Consider the following 19,656-nt stretch of genomic DNA (forward strand, 5'->3'; position numbering starts at 1 on the left):
TGACAGACATCCCGATCACCGCAGCATGACCACCCAGGGAGATACGCCAAACTTTCCTCCTGATTGCCCCATTCTTCCCTTCGGTAGATGCCTTTTCAAACCCCCTTGCGCACCCCCACACGACCGGGTACGGTCCTTGACCAGCGGCCCCACACGCCTCGGAAGAGACAATTCTCCGACGCCCTGGTAGAAGTGTGCCGTTTTCTCCTCTTTGAGTTTTCCGACGGTACACAGGCAGCGATGCGACGTCGCTTTCTGCGCACCTGATTCAGTTTTTCCGTTTCCTCACCCGCAAAGAAACACACCGTCCCACCCGTGTTTTTCATGCCCCGAACGAGGTCGAATTCTAGTTTCCCCCTGAGGGGCGCTGCACCCCTATTCGGAGCCGCCCTCACCTCAACCGCGCGCATGCATCGCCTATAGGCGTCAAATCGCCTGATCGCATGTCAGCCCGCTGCCTCATCTCCTTGCCACCAGGTCTTTCCCCCAGGATCGGAGTTTTCTGTGTCTCCTGAACTGAACCCTGTGCTCAAGACCGTGGTCGATCAGTCCTCCCGTGTGCTCAGGACGTACGCCGTCGATCCCGGACTCATTCCGGAACACGCAAACGGAGAAAGACGGATCACCCAGGGCGGATACGGTGACCGGCAACTTTTCGAGCTCGTCCAGAACGCCGCGGACGAAATCGCCGCCGAGCCCGGCGGTTCCACCCATGTCGTTCTCACGGACGCCCATCTCTACTGCGCGAACGAGGGGACACCGGTCACCCCCGAAGGCGCCGAGACGATTCTGCGGATGAGCATGTCCCGGAAACGCGGTGGCCAGATCGGACGTTTCGGTGTCGGTGTGAAATCCGTGCTGGTCGTGACCGACGCCCCGCAGTTCTTCAGCAGTTCCGGCTGCTTCGGCTTCGATCGTGAGTGGGCCCACGCCCAGATCCGTTCCGTTCCCGAGGTCACGGCACGGCTGGGCGAGGAGTTCGAGGCTCCGGTGCTGCGCATGGCACGCCCGCTGGACGAAACCGCCGAACGGGCCGCCGACCCCGTGCTCGACGAACTCTTGAGATGGGCCACCACCGTCGTCCGCCTCCCGTTGCTCGACGGCGCCGCCGAACGGCTCGGTCAGGACATGCACGGTGGGCAGTCGGCCGGCAGCCGTGAGGAGTTCCCCGTCGGGTTCCAACTCTTCTCACCGCATGTGGCCAAGGTGATCCTGGAGGACCGTCGTCCGCGCCCTGTCGTGCGACGCACCCTCACCGTCGAACGTGACAAGGAACTGCACACCGTACGTGAGGAGCGCCCCGGCCGGCATCCTTCGGCCACCCGGTGGCGGGTATTCACGCTCACCCACGAGCCGACCGACGCCGCCCGTTCCAGCGCGGGAGAGTTGCACGACCGTGTCTCCCTCGACATCTCGTGGGCCGTGCGCGAGTACGAGAAGGACTCCGCCGCCGGGCTCATGTCCTCTCCCAAGGGGCGGGGCAGGTTCTGGTCGTTCTTCCCGACCAAGTACGAGATGACGCTGAGCGGAATCCTCAATGGAGCCTGGAAGACCAACGAGGACAGGCAGAACCTGCTGGACTCCTCCCCGTTCAACCAGGAGATGATCCGGGTGGCCGCCCGGCTGGTGGTCGAGTCGCTGCCCAAGCTGGCCCCCGCTGAGGACCCGGCCGCGTACCTTCCGCTCCTTCCCGGGCGGTCCCGTGAGTCGGAGACCGTCAGCTGGGCCGACCGCTACCTCACCGAACGGATCTGGGAGGCCACCGCCCATCGCCCGTCGCTGCCGGACCAGGACGGCCGGCTGCGGGTGCCACGCGACCTGAACATCCACCCGCCGCTCGGCAAGGACAACAAGTCGCTGCTCCGCTGGCTGACCATGTGGAACTCCTACCCCGGCCGGCCCACGAACTGGCTGCACCCGTCCGTGGAGGCCACCGACATCCGCGCCGGCAAGGTGGAGCACATTCTCAAGGCCGCCAAGCGCGAACGTGCCTCGGTGAGGGAGTGGTTGGAAGCTCTGGTCGCCGACGGCACCGCCGGGGCGTCCGCCACCGCCGTTCGCATCGTCGCCGACATGGTCCAGTCGTCCTCGCCGTACGCGAACGAGGCCCGCACCGCCCGGATCGTGTTGACCGAGGAGGACGGCATGGTGGCCCCGGTCGTCGGCAAGGTGTTCCGCCGCACCGACCAGGACGGGCTGCGCGAGTCCCTCGTGTACGTCGACACCGCTCTGTCCGACGAGCCGTCGCTCGCGAGTGCCCTCGCCGTGCTCGGCATTCGTGACGCCGATGTCCGAGGCCGCTTCGTCAGCGTCCTGGAGCAGGGCTTCGCCTCGTACGGCTCGCAGGAGTGGACCCGGTTCTGGGAGCTGTTCCACCAGGCCGGCAGCAGCCAGCTGTCGCACGAGGTGGTCCGACGTGTGCCCCATCCGGGGTCGACGCTGTACGTGCGCACCGCGGGCGACGGCTTCCGCCCCATGCGTGAGTGCCTGCTGCCCGGCCCCGTCGTGACGGCAGAGTCCGACCCTTCCGTCGCCGTCGACACCCGTTTCCACTCCGACGACATGGCCTTCTTCCGCGAGGTGGGGTTGCGCGACCGGCCCACGGCGGGACACCGCCCCGAGGAGGAGCCGTGGTTCGAGCAGTACCGCGAGGTCGCGCACAAGGAGTACTGCGCGACCCTGCCCGACCAGGCGTCCCGCCCGACCCTCGCCCGAATCAAGTTGGAGGGCGCCGCGGTCGGCGGACCGTTGCACCTCCTGCCAGAACTCTCGAACGAGGCCCGGGCCAACTTCCTGAAGATGCTCCCGGAGGAAGCCCTGGTCGACAACTGGACACTGCAGGTCGGAGCGCAGGTCAGCACCCGTCGAGCGGTGGCCTCGCCGATACGCTGGATGCTCAAGCGTCACGGTCTCGTCCCGACCTCGCAGGGAGCCCGCCCTGTCGACGAGGCGGTCGGCCCTCAACTCGTCGCGTACAGCGATGTTTTGCCGGTCGCCCAGATCAGCCCCGAGAAGGCCCGCAAGCTACGTCTGGCCACGAGCGTCGAAGACGTGCCCAGTTCTTTCTGGGACCAGCTCTTGGAAAAGCTTCAGCACAGCGAGGACGACGTGTTCGTCGGCAACACCTACGTGCTTCTGACGCGGCTGGAGGTGCCGTTCCCCGACGACTCGCTCACACGGTGTCGCATCGGCGACAAGTGGGGCACGCGCCCCGATGGCGAAATCGCCGTCGCTTCGTCACAGGGTGAGTATCGGGCGCTGCGCTCCGAGGGACTGCCGGCTCTGCTGGCCGCGTCGGCCGAGGACGCCGCGCTGCTCGTCAAGCAGTGGGGGATGCTGCCGTACGCCGATGTGATCAGCCGCGAGACCCGGCATGAGCCCGCCGGTGAGCCGGTCCCACTCAAGGAGGCGTACCCCACGCTGCGGCAGATGCGCGGTTCGCAGGTGGACCAGTACACGCTGCAGCGGTGCAAGGTCCTCGAAGAAGTGACGCGAACGCCCAATGGCATGCGTCCCACGCCACTGAACAGCAACCTGCAGGGATCCACGATCCTCGTGCTCGAACCCGCCACCGCGCTCGAAGTCCTGATCGCCGTGGACCGTGAGCTCCGTTGGCGCATGGGAGAGTCCGGATGCAGGCAGGTGCTCGAGGCCCAGCAGCGCCAGGAGGAGGACCAGAAGGTCAAGAGCGCGCTGAAGGCCGTACGTGAGGCCGACGACGTGGTGACCAAGCTTCTGTTGCTGCTGGGCGCCGAGACCCTGCGGGACCGTCTTCCCGCCGGCCTGATGGAGGGCGAGCGCGCGGAGAACGGCGGGATCGAGCCCGACGACTATCGCATCGCCCAGATGGCGTTCAACGCGCACGGAGACAGCATCCTGCACGAACATGCCCGTGACCTGCAGAACCTCTACCCGAGTCACGCTCCGTCGTCGTTCAGGGGCGCCTCCAACGCGGTGGCGTTCGTGTCGGATCTCCGCTTCCCCGACGCCTTCGCCGGGTTCCGGGCGCCGTCGTTGGAACCCAGGATCGACGTGGACGGACCCCGGCATTTCCCGCGCCTGCACGACTACCAGGAGCGGCTGGCCGCCAACGTCTTCACCATGCTGGACCGGATCGTCCCGCAGCGGGGCATGCTGTCCCTGCCGACCGGCGCGGGCAAGACGCGTGTCACGGCGGAGGCGGTGATCCGCTGGGTGAAACAGGTGGGCAGCCTGGATGGGCCGATCCTGTGGATCGCCCAGACCGAGGAGTTGTGCGAACAAGCGGTACAGAGCTGGAAGTTCGTCTGGGAGAAGGTGGGCGCCGAGACGCCGCTGGCGATCAATCGGCTCTGGTCTTCGAACGAGGCGGGTCCGGTTACCGACCGACCGCAGTTGGTCGTCGCAACGGACGCCAAGCTCCAGCAGCCGAGCTGTCTGGCCGCCGACGCCTACGCCTGGTTGCGTGACGCCGCTCTCGTGATCGTCGATGAGGCACACACCGCCATCACGCCTCGCTACACCGACATCCTGGCGCACCTCGGCCTGACGTCCTCCCGCACCGACCGTCACCTGCTGGGGCTCACCGCGACGCCGTTTCGCAACACCAACCAGGACGAGACGCGCCGCCTGATCAATCGCTTCGGTGGCCGACGTCTGGACGACGGTGTCTTCGCGAGCGGCGACGCGTACGCCGAGCTGCAGAGCCTCGGCATGCTGGCGCAGGTCGAGCATCGTCTCCTGCAAGGTGGCACGATCACCCTGAACCGTGAGGAGAAGCAGCACGCCGAGCAGTTGAGTGTCCTGTCCAGGGCGGCTGAGCAGCGGCTGGCCGACGACCACGACCGCAACAACCGCATCCTGGCCGAGATCTCGAACATGCAGAAGGACTGGCCGGTGCTGGTGTTCGCCACCTCGGTCGACCACGCCAAGTACCTGGCGGCGAAGCTCCGCGACCTGACGATCACGGCCTCCGCCGTCGACTCCAACACGTCGCCCAGCGACCGGCGCCGACGCATCGACGACTTCCGCGCAGGCCGCACCCGTGTGCTCACCAACTACGGCGTCCTGACCCAGGGCTTCGACGCCCCCGCCACCCGAGCCGTCGTCGTCGCCCGCCCCGTCTACAGCCCCAACGTGTACCAGCAGATGATCGGGCGTGGTCTGCGCGGCCCCCTCAACGGAGGCAAGGAGACCTGCCTGATCCTCAACGTCCGCGACAACATCCAGAACTTCGACACCGCTCTCGCCTTCACCCAGTTCGAGCACCTGTGGAGCAGCAAGTGACCGACGCCTACGGCGACAGCCCTCCGCTCACCGACGAGCAGCGGGCCGTCGTCGACCTCCCCTGGGACACCCGCCTCCTGGTCACCGCGGGGGCAGGGTCCGGCAAGACGCACACGGTCGTCCGGCGCCTCGACGCCCTGGTCGGGCACGAGGATCCCGAGGAGGCGTTGAGGGCGGGCGAGATACTCGTCCTGAGCTTCTCCCGGGCCGCCGTCCGTGAACTGCGGGACCGGATCGCCCGGCACGGCGACCGGGCCCGTAGGGTGCGGGTCCAGACCTTCGACTCGTGGGCGTACCAGTTGCTTGTGCAGGCCTACCCCGACGAGGAGTGGGCGGCCCACAGCTTCGACGAGCGCATCCGCGCGGCCACGGACGCGATCGAGAAAGGCGCCGTGGAAGCCGGTGAGCTCGGGGCTCCCTCGCATGTGGTCATCGACGAGGCACAGGACCTGGTGGGTGACCGACGGGACCTGGTGGAGACGTTGCTCGACCGCTTCCGGCGTTCGTGCGGATTCACCGTGGTCGGCGACTCCGCCCAGGGCATCTACGGCTTCCAGGTCGACGACCCGACGGAGCGAGCCGGGGAGACGGATCGGTTCTTCGCCTGGCTGCGAGCGTCCTACGATGACCTCGTCGAGCTGGGCCTGACCGAGAACTTCCGGGGGAGGAGCCCGGAGGCCCGCACCGCCCTCGCTCTCGGCCCCCGGCTGCAGAACCTGGTCGTCTACCCAGACGGCCAGGAGGCCGCGGCCGCATCACTCCACACCGAGCTGCGCGACCGGCTCCTCGACCTGCCGAACCTCGGCGAGCTGGCCGACGGATTCGCGCTGGACTCGCTGAAGGCGTTCCCCGACACCTGCGCGATCCTGACCCGGGACAACCGTCAGGCGCTCGCCGTCTCGGAACTCTTGCACGAGCAGGGGGTGGAACACGCGCTGAAGCGTTCCCTGCAAGACCGGCCGGTGCCGTACTGGGTGGCCGAACTCCTGCGCCGCGCCGCGTCCTTGACGCTCACCGAGGCTCGCTTCCTGGAGCTGCTCGCACAGATACCGTTGCCTTCGGGCGTGGAGCCCCAGAGGTGCTGGCGGTCGCTGCGTGCCGCGACCCGGCGCACGGGCCGCGGCCTCGTCGATGTCGCCGCCGTAGGGCGTCTGGTGGCCGAGGGGCGTTTCCCCGACGAGTTGGGCGACCCGGAAACGGCTCGGTTGATCGTCTCGACGGTGCACCGGGCCAAAGGCCTGGAGTACGACCGGGTGCTGCTGCTGTCCCCGCCCTCCATCGCCGAGCTGCGCAAGGCACACCTGGATCTCGACGTGCCGGCCGAGGCACGGGCGCTCTACGTGGCCATGACGCGGGCCCGCGAGGACCTGTACCACGTGACGGGCCCGGACACCTCCCGCATACGGCGCCACCGCCCTACCAGCCGCTGGTACCTGGGCGGTTGGAAGAAGTACGAACGCTACGGCATCCAGGTCCTGCCCGGAGACGTCCACCGCGAGGAGCCTCCCGGCCGGCACGCCACGGGCACGTCCGCGGTCGAGACGCAGACCTACCTGCTGGAGCAGACGCGCCCGGGTGACACGGTGACGCTACGGATGCGTCACCCGCTCCCCGTGGGGCCGGACCAGAGCCCGCCTTACGACCTGGTCCACCGCGACCGAGTGATCGGCGAGGCCTCCGAGCGCTTCCGTCGGGACCTGTACGCGGTGGAAATGATCTCACGCTCGTGGGATGTGATCTGGCCCGCCGAGATCGTCGGCCTGCGGGTGGACACGCTGGAGACGGTCGCGGGCAGCACGGCGGCCGGGGCCAATGCGGGGCTCGGCGGCAACGGGGTGTGGATCGCCCCCCGGATCACCGGAATCGGAAGGTATCGACGCGGCGGACACGCCGGGGAGGAACAGGGATGACGCACGGGGAAGGCCCGCACGCCGAGCACTACCGGGTCCGCGAGGAGCTGGTGGCACGGCTGCGCCGCGAACTTCTCGGACCGGACGTCGTGGCGGGCGACGACCCGGTCGAGGTCCTCACCCAGGACGCTCCGATCACCCGCTACCCCGTCGGTGTGCTGTTCCCGAGGGCCGCCGACCGCACGGCCCGCAGGCGCATTGAGGAGGACGCCGCGGCGGAGGAGGGTCTGGACGAGGCCCCGCTGCTCAGCAACGACAGCCCCGAGGAGGCCGCCGGCTCCGTCGAGCCGCCGGTCTCCGGCGACCGACGACCGTCGGCCATGGGACTCACCTTCGCCGTGGCGCCGGAGGTCGACTCCGAGATCGTGATCTCCACACGAGCCGCCGTGTACGACCCTGTGGACACGGAGGGTCGGCCGGTGTCCGCCAAGCGCGCGGAGGCCAGGGCCACGGGCCATCAGCGCGAGCACTGGCGGCGCCGGGAACTGGCGCTGCCGGACACTCGGGTCGACGTCACTCTGCCCGGGGTCCTCGATGTGGACCTCGTCCCCGACGGGGAGGTGAAGCTGCATGTCCTCGTACGACCGGCCGGCGTGCCGACCGGCACGGTCACGGTGACGGTCACCCTGATCAACGGACACGTCGTGGGCGAGCGGGAACTCCAGGACGCGTTCGCCCTGTTCCAGCCCGGCCTCCGGGTCCGGGCGGCCAACGGCGCCTCCGCGTTCGTCGAACGGCCTGCCGCCCTGTCCGCCGTCGACTCGGAGCTGGCCACTAGTCGCCTGCTGTATCGCCATGCCCCCACCTTCGCGGTCGGACACGGCTGCTCCGCTCACTGGGACTGGACGCCGCCGCCGGTCGGTGTGACCGACATAGAGCGTGCCGCGATCAACGAGATCCGCTCCGAGTTCCTGCCCACCCACGAGGTGTTGCTGACCGACTCCAACCCGGAGATCGACAGCTCGGCGCTCGGCATGCTCGGCCTCGCCGAGCACGCCGACGTCGAGGTGCTGGCCGCGTTGCACGGGCTGGCCCGCGGCTACGAGCAGTGGATAGAGGCCAAGGCCGCGGAGGCCGCCGCCCTCGCCGGAACCCCCCACGAGGAGGCCGCGCACGCACAGCTCGACGCCTGCCGCGAGGCCCTCGGACGGATGCACGAAGGCATCCGGATCCTGGCGGACAAACCGGAGGTCATGGAGGCCTTCCGGCTCGCCAACCGGGCGATGGCGGAGCAGCGTGCGCGCAGCGCCTGGGTGAAGGCCGGAGGTGCGGGCACGCCCGACCTGTCGGCCCAGCGCTGGCGGCCGTTCCAGATCGCGTTCATGCTCCTCTGTCTGTGTGGCATCGAAGATCCGAACCACCCCGACCGCAAGATCTCCGATCTGCTGTGGTTCCCGACCGGTGGCGGCAAGACCGAGGCCTACCTCGGTCTGATCGCCTTCTCCACGTTCCTGCGCCGGCTGCGCCGCGGGGCCGACGGCGGCGGCGTCACCGTGCTCATGCGCTACACACTGCGCCTTCTCACCCTGCAGCAGTTCGAGCGCGCCACGATCCTCATCTGCGCGATGGAGCGGATGCGGCGCGCGGCCCCCGACCGCCTGGGCGACGAGGGCATCTCGATCGGCATGTGGGTCGGCAAGTCGGCCACGCCGAACGACCTGAAGACGGCCGGCGAGAAGCTGCTCAAGCTCCGCGGAGGGCAGAGCCTGCAGACGGAGAACCCGGTGCAGCTCCACGCCTGCCCCTGGTGCGGCACGGCCCTGGACGCCCGCAACTACTCGGTGGACGAGGACGACGTCCGTATGGACGTGCGCTGTCCCGGTGCCGACTGCGACTTTGCCTCCGGTCTGCCGGTGCACCTGGTGGACCAGACCGTCTACGCGGCCCGACCGACACTCGTCATCGCCACGGTCGACAAGTTCGCCTCCATGCCGTGGCGCGAGCGGACGGCCGCACTGTTCAACCGCGACCGGGACGGCGACACGACTCCACCCCCCGAGCTGATCGTCCAGGACGAACTCCACCTCATCTCCGGACCGCTGGGCACGCTGACCGGCCTGTACGAGACGGCCGTCGACGCCCTCGCCGACGAGCCGAAGGTGATCGCCTCCACGGCGACCATCCGTCGTGCGTCCGATCAGGGGCGGCGTCTCTTCGATCGGGACGTGCGCCAATTCCCCCCGGCCGGTCTGGACGCCCGGGACTCCTGGTTCGCCGTGGAGACCGACCGCAGGACCAAGGCCAGTCGCCGCTACGTGGGTCTGCTCGCGCCTGGCACCAGCCAGTCGACCCTGCTCATCCGCACGTATGCGGCCCTGCTCCACCAGGCCATGTCCGCGGAGACGAGCGACGACGTCCGGGACGCGTATTGGACGTTGGTCGGCTACTTCAACAGCCTCCGCCTGTTGTCGGCCGCCGAGTTGCAGGTGAACGACGACGTCGAGGACTATCTGCGGCTCCTCGCCGAGCGCGACGGCACCGAGGTGCGCGTCTCCAACCGCTACTCGGAGCTGACCAGTCGGGTAGACGCGAGTCTGATCCCCGCCCGGCTCAAGGAGATCGAGAAGCGCTACCCGGATCCCGACGTCCGGGACGTCCTCCTGGCCACCAATATGATCGCCGTCGGCGTCGACGTGGACCGACTCGGCCTGATGGCGGTGATGGGCCAGCCGCAGACCACGGCCGAGTACATCCAGGCCACGAGCCGCGTGGGCCGTGCCCATCCGGGCCTCGTCGCCGTGATGCTCAACTCGACCCGCCCCCGTGACCGTTCGCACTACGAGAACTTCCTGCTCTTCCATTCGGCGCTCTATCGCGAGGTGGAGTCGACGTCTGTGACGCCGTTCTCGGCCCGGTCGCGCGACCGCGGTCTGCACGCCGTGGTCGTGGCCCTGGCCCGCATCCTCATCCACGAGGCCCGAGCGAACGACGCCGCCGGTCGGATCGACACATACAGGGATCGCCTGTACACCGAGATCAAGCCGTTGCTGACGAGCCGCGTCTCGCAGGTCGCCGAGGAGGAGCTGCAGGACACCTCAGACGCCTTCGACGAGTTCGTCGAGTGGTGGACGGAGATGGCGAACGGGCACGGCGGCCTGCTGTACGAGCCCCGTCGCGGCAACCCCGTCCCCTCCCTGCTCAAACCGTTCGACGACGAGGCCGAGGGCACAGGCGCATGGTCCACCCTGTGGAGCCTGCGCGACGTCGACGCCGAGTCCGCTCTCTTCCTGGAGGCTTCCCGATGACCCCGCCCCCCGCACGGCGTCGCCGCACCGGCGGTGCCTCGGCCGCGCCCCGCCTCGCCCTCCCCCGGCGCGGTTCGGTCCGCCGCTCCCAGATGATCACCACCTACGGCGTCGGATCGCTGATCGCCGTCGACAACGAATCGTTCATCGTGTCCGGCCTCGACGACGCGCACCGGAGCTGGTCCCTCGACGAGGCACCGATCATCCACGAGCACCGGCTCGCCCGCGTCCTCGACGTGAGCCACTTCCGGCTGCCCCCGGGCTCCGACGACACGAGCAAGGACGGAGTACGCGTCCGGCGATTCCCGCTGTGGCACTCGTGCCCGCAGTGCCAGGCCCTGCAGCATGTGCGGGACTTCAACCCACCCGCCGGAAAGAACGTCTGCTCGGATTGCGACGACGAGCCGCTCGTGCCGTCCCGATTCGTCATGGCCTGCGAGGACGGGCACCTCGACGACTTCCCCTACTGGAAGTGGCTCCACCGCAAGAACCGCGAAGAAGGCGTGACCGGGAGCTGCCGCGGTCGGATGAGCATGCGCTTCTCCGGCCAGAGCGCTTCGCTCCGTTCCATCCTCATCTCGTGCACGTGCGGCGTGCCGGAGGTGTCGATGGAGGGTGCCTTCCGCCGCTCGGCCCTGAGCGACCTCGGGGTGCGCTGCGAGGGCAGGCGGCCCTGGCTGAATGACGCACCCGCCGAGTTCTGCACCCAGGCGCCGCGCACGCTCCAGCGCGGTTCGTCGGCGGTCTGGCAGCCGGTGCTGAAGTCCGCCCTCTCGATCCCACCCTGGAGCGACGGTCTTGCGGACAAACTCTCGGAACACTGGGAGAACCTGCGTGCGTACTCCTCCCGCATGGAGATCGAGATCTACCTCAAGGGAGCGTTCCGGGGCGACGACTCGGTCTCGGTCGACGCCGTCATGGAGCTGCTGGAGGCCGAACAGGAGGAGGACCCGGCCCAGGAAAGCGACGCGGACGCCGGTGTGGTGAGCCGCTACCAGGCGCTGCGCCGCCAGGAGTACGAGCGGCTCTGCGCCGGCAACGCTCTGCGGGACAAGGGGCGCGACGAGCAGTTCATCTGTGAGCCGCCGATCTCCGACCCCGCGGTCCTCGCCCCGCTCGGCGTCGGCCGGCCGATGCTGGTCAAGCGCCTGCGTGAGGTGCGGGCGTTGAAGGCGTTCACCCGCATCGCGGATCCGGAGTCGAGTTCCGACGGCCACGAGGCCGCTCTCTCCCTGACGCCCACCGACTGGCTCCCGGCGATGGAGGTGCACGGTGAGGGCGTCTTCGTACGCCTCGACGAGGGCCGGCTCGACGACTGGGCCGAGTCGGTCGCGGTGGCCGCCCGTGTGGAGCGCATGCGCACGAACCACGACCGCATGCTGAGGGAACGCGCCACGGACCCCACGGAGGTGCCTCCCTCGCCCGCCACGCCCCGCACGGTGCTGCTGCACACGCTCGCGCACGTGCTCATCAACGAGTGGAGTCTGGACGCCGGTTACCCGGCGGCGTCACTGCGCGAGCGCCTGTACACGGACGCCGGCATGGCCGGCTTCCTCATCTACACGGCGACCAGCGACTCCGCCGGCAGCCTCGGCGGTGTGGTGGCCCAGGGAGAGCCCGACCGCCTCGCCGACGCGCTCCGCTCGGCACTGCGGCGTGCCACCTGGTGCTCCGCCGACCCGCTGTGCATCGAGGCGCGGTCCTCCGGCACCGGCGGCGCGAACCTTGCCGCGTGCCATGCCTGCGCGATGCTCCCCGAGACGAGCTGCGAGCACAACAACATCCTGCTCGATCGCGCGCTGCTCGTCGGCACCCCGGACGATCCCCATCTGGGCTTCTTCGCCAACGTACTCGACCATTGACCTCCGGCCGGCCGTAGGGAGCCGACACAGGCGGCGGTCGCCTTTACTCCGCTGTCGTCACCCACCTCCGCACACATGTGGCACCGCGGCTCGTCGAGCTCGGTGGCGGCCAGGCGTTGGCTGCTGCAGCGGTCCTGACGGACATGGCCGGCTGGATGGCTCACGATTCAGGGCGCGATCAAGTTGCCCAAGCTCACTTCACTCGCGCGCTACTCCTTGCCCGCGCTTCCGGTGACACGGCGTTGGCCGCGGACATCGCCGCATCCACTCGGTCGAGGGTGCGGGGGCGTATGGCGCGACGTCTTGACGCGGCTCTTGAAGCTCTCACCGCGGGCCGGGTGCTCTACCTCCACGATGGGTGGCCGTTCTTTTGCGCCGGACGTTTTGAGTGGGAAGTCGGGTGGGCCGACCACGCGTTACTACCGACGATCTCGAGACATGGCCTGAAAAAGTACAAGAAAGCACACATCAGCGCGGGCGGAGGAGGCCGGGTTCTCGATGGAGATCGCGAGTCCGTCGGGTGGGCGGATCCCGCTGGATCCGGAGAGCCTGTCCCATGAAGTCCTGGCGGAGCTCGGCACCGGCAGGCATTACGTGGACCGGGAATTCATGGATCTCCTCGAGGACACCGAGAGGATCTCGGAAGTGAACCTCGACGACTACGACGCCATTTACCCCACCGGGGGGCACGGCGTCATGTTCGACTTTCCCCAGAGTGAGAACCTTGAGGCGCTCATGGCCCGGTTCTACGAGTCGGACAAGGTGGTCGCCACCGTGTGCCACGGTGCGACCGGGCTGCTCAATGTGCAGCTGAGCGGCGGTGAGCCCCTGGTCCAGGGGAAGAGGGTCACCGGGTTCTCCTGGCGTGAGGAGGAGCTGGCGCAGCGGGCGGACGCCGTGCCCTACAGCCTGCAGGAAGAACTCAGAAAACTCGGGGCCGACTACCGTACGGCGGACGAGCCGTTCGTGTCGTTCGTTGTCGAGGACGGCAATCTGATCACGGGGCGGAACCCGGGCAGCGCCGCCCCCGTCGCCGAGGCGGGCGTGAGGAAGCTGGAGACCACGCCCGCCTGACGGGGCCCGGAGGGTGGTGCCGGTTATGGGCGGCACCTTGGTGCGGTGCGCAGCCTCCAGGCCCTGGCGCGCTCTCAGCCTCAGCCGAACTGACCCGGCTGGTAGTCGCCCGCCGGCTGCTGGACGATGACGTTCATGCGGTTGTACGCGTTGATCAGGGCGATGAGGGAGACCAGCGCGGCGAGTTGGTCCTCGTCGTAGTGCTTCGTGGCGTTCGCCCAGACCTCGTCGGGGACGCCACCTGCCGCGTCGGCGATCCGGGTGCCCTGCTCGACCAGTTCCAGGGCGGCGCGCTCGGCGTCCGTGAAGACCGTGGCCTCTCGCCAGGCGGCGATGAGGTGGAGGCGCTGGTGGGTCTCCCCGGCGGCCGCGGCGTCCTTGGTGTGCATGTCGGTGCAGAAGCCGCAGCCGTTGATCTGGCTGGCGCGGATCTTCACAAGCTCCTGGGTCGCCGCCGGCAGGGTCGAGTCGCTGATGACCTTCCCGGCCGAGTTGATGTACCTGGCGAACTTGGCCGCGACCGGGTTTGTGAAGAAGTTGAGACGGGCTTCCATGGTGATCTCCTCGATCCTTGCCGTGTCGACCGTTACACAGCACTGACGGAGCGGTTCGGCGGGATGTGACAGCCCGGGCAGACGAAAGCGTGTGACGTACGTCTCATGGGGCTCGTTCGTCCTCCCCTGTGCGCGGAGGGACCGGCCCTTCCGGGACGCTGCTTCGGGTCCGGCCCCTCACTCCGTCGGCATGGATCGAGGTCAGGCCGCTCGTGTCAGAAGGTCCGCCTTGCCGAACAGCAGGGCGTAACCGGTGGGGAGTCGGGCGAGGAGACGGGACGTCAGGTCGTCACCGATCAGGGCGGGCAGGGTGGTGAGAACCGCGCCCACATCCCAGCGTGCTGTCGCGCGCGTGGCTCCCTCGATGCGGGCCGCGACCGCGTCCACGAAGTCGGGGGCGGTCAGCGGGCACGTCACCGGAATCTGCGACGCGATCAGGCGCGCCGCCTCCTCGGGCAGCCGACGGGCCAGTTCCACCCGCTCGTCGCCGACCACGTGGCCGCCCAGGGCCAAGAGCACGAGGCGCGTGATGCGCTCGGCCTCGTTCGTGGTCGTGTACTGGCCGGACTCCTTGACCGCCTCGACCAGCCGGGGCCAGTCCACGCCGGGCGGGGTCGTGGCCGGCTGGTCGGCGGGCGGCAGCAGGTCGTTCGCCGCCGTCGTCCGTTCTTCTGCCGCCGCCTCGAGTTCGTCGTACGCGGCCGGTTCCTTTGCCGTGGCCACGTCGTCGGTCGCCCCCGTCCCGTCGATCGTGCTCGTCGCCGCCGCGCTCGTCGTGGTCATGCTCATCGTGCGGGTACTCCTCCGTCTGCCATTCCCCACCCGGTCGCCTCCCGGGTACCCCGATCGCCGCGCCCGTCCCACGAGATTTCGCGCAGGGGACGGGCGCGGTCTCGGCGGCTGTCAGCTGCTGATCCGCCGGGGCCGGTCGCCGCGCGTGCTCCGGGTGCGGCGCGGCCCGGCCTCCTCGGCCACGGGGATGTGGGGGGTCGGGACGCCGGCGTCGTGCGGGGCGTCGATGCGCTCCGTCTCCAGGGTGCCGCCCGGAAACAGCCGGCGGCTGAAGGTTCCGGCGGGACGCTCGGCCACGACCGTCTCGGCGTCTTCGGGGGCCGGGGAGCGCCGTTCTGCGCGGACGTCGCGGACGTGGTGCTCGACGTCCAGCTCGATCGTCTCGGGGTCGACGCCGGGGAGGTCGAAGTGGACGACGAACTCGTCACCGACGCGGTAGGCGTCCATCCGCATCGCCGCGGGCGCGACGCGGACAAGGCCGGGGCGGGCGGGTCCGGTGTCCGTTGAGCCCGTACGCGGAGTTAGCCTCATTACGCCGGGGCCCGCGGTCGCGAACATGGCCGCCGGGCCCGGTCCGAGGACGTATCGGCGGAAGACGGAGACAGCGATGGCGAAGGTTCCTACGGCTCTGGTGGCCGCGAGTGGGCTCGTCGGCGGGTACGGAGTCGCCCGCTGGAGCAAGAAGCGGCAGCTCGGCGGGGCCGTACTTGCCGTCGCGGGAGCCGCGGCGGCGCAGCGGTGGCGGCGGCAGGCCGGAGGCGCGGCGGCCGGGGCGCTGACGGCGGCGTACGTGGCCGCGTTCGCCGGGTCGCACCCGCTGGCCAAGAAGGTGGGCGCCTGGCCGGCCGTGTTCGGGGTTTCGGGTGCCGTCGCCCTCGCTTCGTGGGCCGTGGCGGACCGGCGGGGCTAGCCCCACGGCCGGCCGCTACGAAATGGCGCCGGCGGGGCGCCGGGCCGCGGCGCCGCTCGCCGCCCGTCCTCCCTGAAACGCCCTCCGGTACGCGTACGGGCTCGTGCCCACCACTCGTCTGAAGCGGTCCCGGAAGGCCGTCGGGGAGCCGAAGCCGGCCTGGGTCGCGATGCGTTTAGGGGTCTCCGGGATCTCCGGGATCTCGGGGGTCACAACCGGTTCACAGCGGGTTCGTCAGGGTCAGGTCCTCCCGGGCCCACTCCCCCCGGAGGGACCGCGCCACCCCGGCCGCCACCAACACCCCGGCCGCGATCAGCAGGGTGAAGAAGCCCCAGGCCAGCGGCCAGAGCGAGGCGTCGAGTTCCGGGTGGGCGCGGAAGGAGACGTGCATCAGTGTGACGGGGGGTGCCGCCACCAGCAGCAGCGGCCAGCCGAGCCGGTCCCAGTGGCCGAAATAGGCCGCGAGGAGCAGCAGGGCCAGTCCGAGGAGGATGACGCCGACCGCTGTCACGGGGGTCGTCTCCTCTGTGGTTCCCGGGGCCGCGGGCCGGTTGCGCAGATCCCAGGGCAGACACAGCAGGTAGGACGCGGCGGAGAGGGCCGCGCCGAGCAGGCGGATCAGCCAGCGCTCGGGCCAGGGGCGCGTTCGCATGGGGCGGAGCAGCTTCTCGGTCATGTGTACGAGGGTCCCGGTGGAGCGGCGGAGCCGGGAGAGTACGGGTACTCAAGTACCCGTACTCATTCGGCTCGGCGTGCGGATGGCGTACGGACACCGGAGGCCGTACGGACACGCGGGGGCGTCTCCGGGGGGCCTCTACGGGGTCGCGCTCGCCGGGCCGCCCGTCACCGCCGTCAGCGGCTGGGCGATGTCCTCCAGGGAGCGGCGTTCCGCGCGGACCGCGAGCAGGGCCGCGACCAGGCCGGCCGCGCACATCAGGGCCGCGCCGATCTGGAAGGCGAGGACCGTGTCGCCGACCTTGCCGGTGCCGGTGAGGTCCGCGAACAGCAGAGGTCCGCTGATGCCGCCGGCCGCGGTGCCGATGGCGTAGAAGAAGGCGATGGACATGGCCCGGGTCTCCATCGGGAACACCTCGGAGACGGTCAGATAGGCGCTGGAGGCGCCCGCCGAGGCGAAGAACAGCACCGCGCACCAGCAGGCCGTCAGAGTGCCCGCGCTCAGCGAGCCGCGGTCGAAGAGCCAGGCCGTGCCGAACAGGAGCAGTCCGGACAGCAGATACGTCGAGGAGATCATCACCCGGCGGCCGACCGTGTCGAAGAGCTTCCCGAGCAGCAGCGGGCCGAGGAAGTTGCCGACCGCGATGACGGCGAAGTAGTAGCCGGTGCGGTCGGCCGGTACGTCGAAGAACTTGGTCAGGATCGCGCCGAAGCCGAAGGTGATCGCGTTGTAGAGGAACGCCTGGCCGATGAAGAGGGCGAAGCCCAGGACGGCGCGCTTGCGGTACCGGGAGAAGACCGTGCGGGCGATGGTGAGGAAGCCGATGCTCTGGCGCTGGTGGATGGTGATCTCGCCCTGGGGCCGCGGCAGCGGCTCGCCCTTCTCCTCCTCGACCCGCCGTTCGATGGCGGACACCACCTCTTCCGCCTCCTGCTCCCTGCCGTGGATCAGCAGCCAGCGGGGACTCTCCGGCACGTGCCGCCGCACCAGAAGGATGACCAGGCCGAAGACGACGCCCAGCGCGAAGGTCAGCCGCCAGCCCACGTCCGTCGCCAGGATGTCCGTGTTCAGCGCGAGGATCGACAGCAGGGAGCCGGCGACCGCGCCCACCCAGAAGCTGCCGTTGATGACCAGGTCGACACGGCCGCGGTAGTACGCCGGGATCAGTTCGTCGATCGCGGAGTTGATGGCCGCGTACTCACCGCCGATACCGAAGCCGGTGAGAAAGCGGAAGAGGAAGAACCACCAGGGCTGGAAGGAGACCGCGGTCAGCGCGGTGGCCCCGAGGTAGACCGCCAGGGTGATCATGAACAGCTTCTTGCGGCCGTGGCGGTCGGTGAGGCGGCCCCAGAAAAGGGCGCCGCAGCAGGCGCCCGCGACATACAGCGCCGCGGCCATGCCGGTGACCTGGCTGGAGCTGATCGGCAGTCCGCTGCCGGGTTCCGACAGCCGGCTGGCGATGTTGCCGACGACCGTGACTTCCAGGCCGTCGAGGATCCATACCGTGCCGAGTCCGATCACGATCGTCCAGTGCCAGCGCGACCAGGGCAGACGATCGAGTCGAGCGGGTATCGCGGTGGTGACCGTGCCAGGCTGTGGCGCGGTGATGGACATGGTTGCCTCCTTGGGACGCCGGCGACGCGGCACGGGGCCCGAGTGCCCGCTCACCAGCGCCTTACGCCCCGGGCACCCCGCACCGGCCGGCGGCTCCCGCGCGAAAAACCCCGCCGGATCCCGCACCCGCGGGCGGCTCACGCCCCGAGGAGCCGCGACACCGAGTAGATCAGCAGTCCCGCGAGCGAACCCACCACCGTGCCGTTGATCCGGATGAACTGGAGGTCACGGCCGATGTGCGCCTCGATCTTGCGCGTGGTGTGGCCGGCGTCCCAGCTCGCGACCGTGTCCGTGATGAGGGAGGTGATCTCCTTGCGGTACGTCGTCACGACGTGCACCGCCGCGCCCTCCACCCAGCGGTCCACCTTGGCCTGGGTCCCCGGTTCGTTCGCCATACGGCTGCCCAGCGACAGCAGCGACGCCCGCACCCGCACCCGCAGCTCGCTCCGCTCGTCCTGCGCGGCGGAGACGATCATGGAGCGGACGGCGGTCCAGGCGGAGGCGATCAGGTCCTGGACCTCGCCGCGGCCCAGCACCTCGCCCTTGAGCCGCTCCACGCGCGCCCGGGTGTCCGTGTCGGACTGAAGATCGGTGGCGAAGTCGGAGAGGAACCGGTCGAGGGCGCCGCGCGCCGGATGCGAAGGCGAGTCGCGCATCTCGGTGACGAACCGCAGCAACTCCTTGTAGACGCGCTCGCCGACCTTCTTGTCGACGAACCGGGGCGTCCAGCCGGGGGCGCCGCCCTGCACGGCGGCCATGACCTGGTCGTCGTGCAGGACGAGCCAGTCGTGGGCGCGGATGCAGACCAGGTCGACTATCCGTTTGTGGCCGCCGTCCGCGACGACCCTCTCCAGCATCTTGCCGAGGCCGGGCGCGATCTCCTGGGCGTCGGCGCGACGGGTGATGGCCTCGCCGACCACCGCCTGGACGTCGGAGTCGCGCAGCACGGTGAGGGCCCCGCGCAGAGCGGTCGCCAGCTCCGCCGTCACCCGGTCGGCGTTCTCCGGCCGGGCGAGCCAGGCGCCCAGACGGCTGCTGATGCCGACGGCGCGCAGTCGCTGCCGTACGACCTCCTGGGAGAGGAAGTTCTCCCCGACGAACTCGCCCAGGGACACACCGAGCTGGTCCTTCTTGTTCGGGATGATCGCCGTGTGCGGGATGGGCAGGCCGAGGGGGTGGCGGAAGAGTGCGGTGACCGCGAACCAGTCGGCGAGCGCGCCGACCATGCCGGCCTCGGCGGCCGCCGCCAGATAACCGGTCCAGGGGCCCGCGCCGGCGTGCCGCGCCCAGGTGGCGAGGACGTACACGAGCGCGACGAGCAGCAGCAGTCCCGTGGCCGTGGACTTCATACGGCGCACGCCCCGGCGCTTCTCCTCGTCGGCGGGGCTGAAGGAGGTCATCGCACGGCTCACGACGGCCGCTCGGCCCGTGGCGGCGGCGTCCGTGCCGGCGGACTGCCCGGCGCCCGCGGACGGGCCGCCCGCGGACCGCCCGACGGCCGCCGGTTCATCCGGTTTTATGCGTTCCATCCGCTCCACCCGATCGTGTCCCTCGTTACACATTGTCCCTTCCTGACCGACTCCTGGAACGGAACGGGAGTTCCCGGCGTCTCTCCGGTTGGAGGAGTCTCGGGGGCTTTTCAGGGTCGCGTCAGGGTTCCTGCCGGGGATCAGTGGGGCCCTCTCTCTCCCTCCCGCCTCATGGCGCATCATGAAGCTGATCGACATCGGAGCCTCGGGCTCCCTCGCCCGAGG

The 19,656-nt window shown here is 69.6% G+C and carries 11 protein-coding genes and 2 pseudogenes; 6 read left to right on the forward strand and 7 right to left on the reverse strand.

Translation table 11 applies throughout. The features are described from left to right. Positions 1 to 504: 504 nt before the first annotated feature. The 5 genes from ABZ876_RS22470 (at position 505) to ABZ876_RS22490 (ending at position 13,356) form a co-directional block, all read left to right on the forward strand. On the forward strand, positions 505 to 5,265 hold the full coding sequence (locus ABZ876_RS22470; protein ID WP_361783878.1) for a DEAD/DEAH box helicase family protein: 4,761 nt from the start codon (positions 505 to 507) through the stop codon (positions 5,263 to 5,265). After that, complete coding sequence (locus tag ABZ876_RS22475; protein WP_361783881.1) at positions 5,262 to 7,175, forward strand: UvrD-helicase domain-containing protein; 1,914 nt, start codon at positions 5,262 to 5,264, stop codon at positions 7,173 to 7,175. Before ABZ876_RS22470 ends, ABZ876_RS22475 begins: the two co-directional genes overlap by 4 nt. Beyond that, positions 7,172 to 10,420, forward strand: a complete 3,249-nt coding sequence (locus ABZ876_RS22480; protein WP_361783884.1) for a helicase-related protein — start codon at positions 7,172 to 7,174, stop codon at positions 10,418 to 10,420. The genes ABZ876_RS22475 and ABZ876_RS22480 overlap by 4 nt, the downstream gene beginning before the upstream one ends. Then, a complete protein-coding gene (locus tag ABZ876_RS22485; RefSeq protein ID WP_361783887.1) occupies positions 10,417 to 12,282 on the forward strand; it encodes a DUF1998 domain-containing protein in 1,866 nt (621 codons plus the stop codon). The genes ABZ876_RS22480 and ABZ876_RS22485 overlap by 4 nt, the downstream gene beginning before the upstream one ends. A gap of 498 nt (positions 12,283 to 12,780) precedes the next feature. Continuing rightward, complete coding sequence (locus tag ABZ876_RS22490; protein ID WP_361783890.1) at positions 12,781 to 13,356, forward strand: type 1 glutamine amidotransferase domain-containing protein; 576 nt, start codon at positions 12,781 to 12,783, stop codon at positions 13,354 to 13,356. Positions 13,357 to 13,436: 80 nt separating this feature from the next. On the opposite strand, the gene ABZ876_RS22495 is transcribed toward ABZ876_RS22490, so the two are convergent. The 3 genes and pseudogenes from ABZ876_RS22495 to ABZ876_RS22505 form a co-directional block, all read right to left on the reverse strand. Beyond that, on the reverse strand, positions 13,437 to 13,910 hold the full coding sequence (locus ABZ876_RS22495) for a carboxymuconolactone decarboxylase family protein (RefSeq protein ID WP_361783893.1): 474 nt from the start codon (positions 13,908 to 13,910) through the stop codon (positions 13,437 to 13,439). A 201-nt stretch (positions 13,911 to 14,111) separates the two neighbouring features. After that, positions 14,112 to 14,699: a DUF2267 domain-containing protein gene (locus ABZ876_RS22500; protein WP_361783896.1), complete on the reverse strand. Its 588-nt coding sequence runs from the start codon at positions 14,697 to 14,699 to the stop codon at positions 14,112 to 14,114. Positions 14,700 to 14,813: 114 nt separating this feature from the next. Then, positions 14,814 to 15,164: pseudogene (locus ABZ876_RS22505) on the reverse strand (Hsp20/alpha crystallin family protein); the annotation flags it as partial. 145 nt (positions 15,165 to 15,309) lie between these two features. Here ABZ876_RS22505 and ABZ876_RS22510 point away from each other — a divergent pair. Continuing rightward, the gene (locus tag ABZ876_RS22510; protein WP_361783899.1) at positions 15,310 to 15,612 is read left to right on the forward strand and encodes a hypothetical protein; all 303 of its coding nucleotides are present in this window, start codon (positions 15,310 to 15,312) and stop codon (positions 15,610 to 15,612) included. Positions 15,613 to 15,627: 15 nt separating this feature from the next. On the opposite strand, the pseudogene ABZ876_RS22515 reads toward ABZ876_RS22510, so the two are convergent. From ABZ876_RS22515 to ABZ876_RS22530, 4 genes and pseudogenes are all read right to left on the reverse strand, one after another. After that, a pseudogene (locus tag ABZ876_RS22515) lies at positions 15,628 to 15,795 on the reverse strand (AraC family transcriptional regulator); the annotation flags it as partial. A gap of 37 nt (positions 15,796 to 15,832) precedes the next feature. After that, positions 15,833 to 16,288 carry a hypothetical protein gene (locus ABZ876_RS22520; protein ID WP_361783902.1) on the reverse strand — a complete coding sequence of 152 codons (456 nt, stop codon included), beginning with the start codon at positions 16,286 to 16,288 and terminating at the stop codon, positions 15,833 to 15,835. Positions 16,289 to 16,426: 138 nt separating this feature from the next. Continuing rightward, complete coding sequence (locus tag ABZ876_RS22525) at positions 16,427 to 17,902, reverse strand: MFS transporter (RefSeq protein WP_361783905.1); 1,476 nt, start codon at positions 17,900 to 17,902, stop codon at positions 16,427 to 16,429. 137 nt (positions 17,903 to 18,039) lie between these two features. Then, the gene (locus ABZ876_RS22530) at positions 18,040 to 19,464 is read right to left on the reverse strand and encodes a DUF445 domain-containing protein (protein ID WP_361783908.1); all 1,425 of its coding nucleotides are present in this window, start codon (positions 19,462 to 19,464) and stop codon (positions 18,040 to 18,042) included. Positions 19,465 to 19,656: the final 192 nt, after the last annotated feature.

It is taken from the genome of Streptomyces sp. NPDC046931, assembly GCF_040644655.1.
Lineage (GTDB): Bacteria > Actinomycetota > Actinomycetes > Streptomycetales > Streptomycetaceae > Streptomyces.

Excerpts from the sequence above, each read along its gene's own strand:
- ABZ876_RS22480 (WP_361783884.1), top strand. The coding sequence starts at position 7,172 with ATGACGCACGGGGAAGGCCCGCACGCCGAGCACTACCGGGTCCGCGAG.
- ABZ876_RS22485 (WP_361783887.1), top strand. The coding sequence starts at position 10,417 with ATGACCCCGCCCCCCGCACGGCGTCGCCGCACCGGCGGTGCCTCGGCC.
- ABZ876_RS22490 (WP_361783890.1), top strand. The coding sequence starts at position 12,781 with ATGGAGATCGCGAGTCCGTCGGGTGGGCGGATCCCGCTGGATCCGGAG.
- ABZ876_RS22495 (WP_361783893.1), bottom strand. The coding sequence starts at position 13,910 with ATGGAAGCCCGTCTCAACTTCTTCACAAACCCGGTCGCGGCCAAGTTC.
- ABZ876_RS22500 (WP_361783896.1), bottom strand. The coding sequence starts at position 14,699 with ATGAGCATGACCACGACGAGCGCGGCGGCGACGAGCACGATCGACGGG.
- ABZ876_RS22510 (WP_361783899.1), top strand. The coding sequence starts at position 15,310 with ATGGCGAAGGTTCCTACGGCTCTGGTGGCCGCGAGTGGGCTCGTCGGC.
- ABZ876_RS22520 (WP_361783902.1), bottom strand. The coding sequence starts at position 16,288 with ATGACCGAGAAGCTGCTCCGCCCCATGCGAACGCGCCCCTGGCCCGAG.
- ABZ876_RS22525 (WP_361783905.1), bottom strand. The coding sequence starts at position 17,902 with ATGTCCATCACCGCGCCACAGCCTGGCACGGTCACCACCGCGATACCC.
- ABZ876_RS22530 (WP_361783908.1), bottom strand. The coding sequence starts at position 19,464 with ATGTGTAACGAGGGACACGATCGGGTGGAGCGGATGGAACGCATAAAA.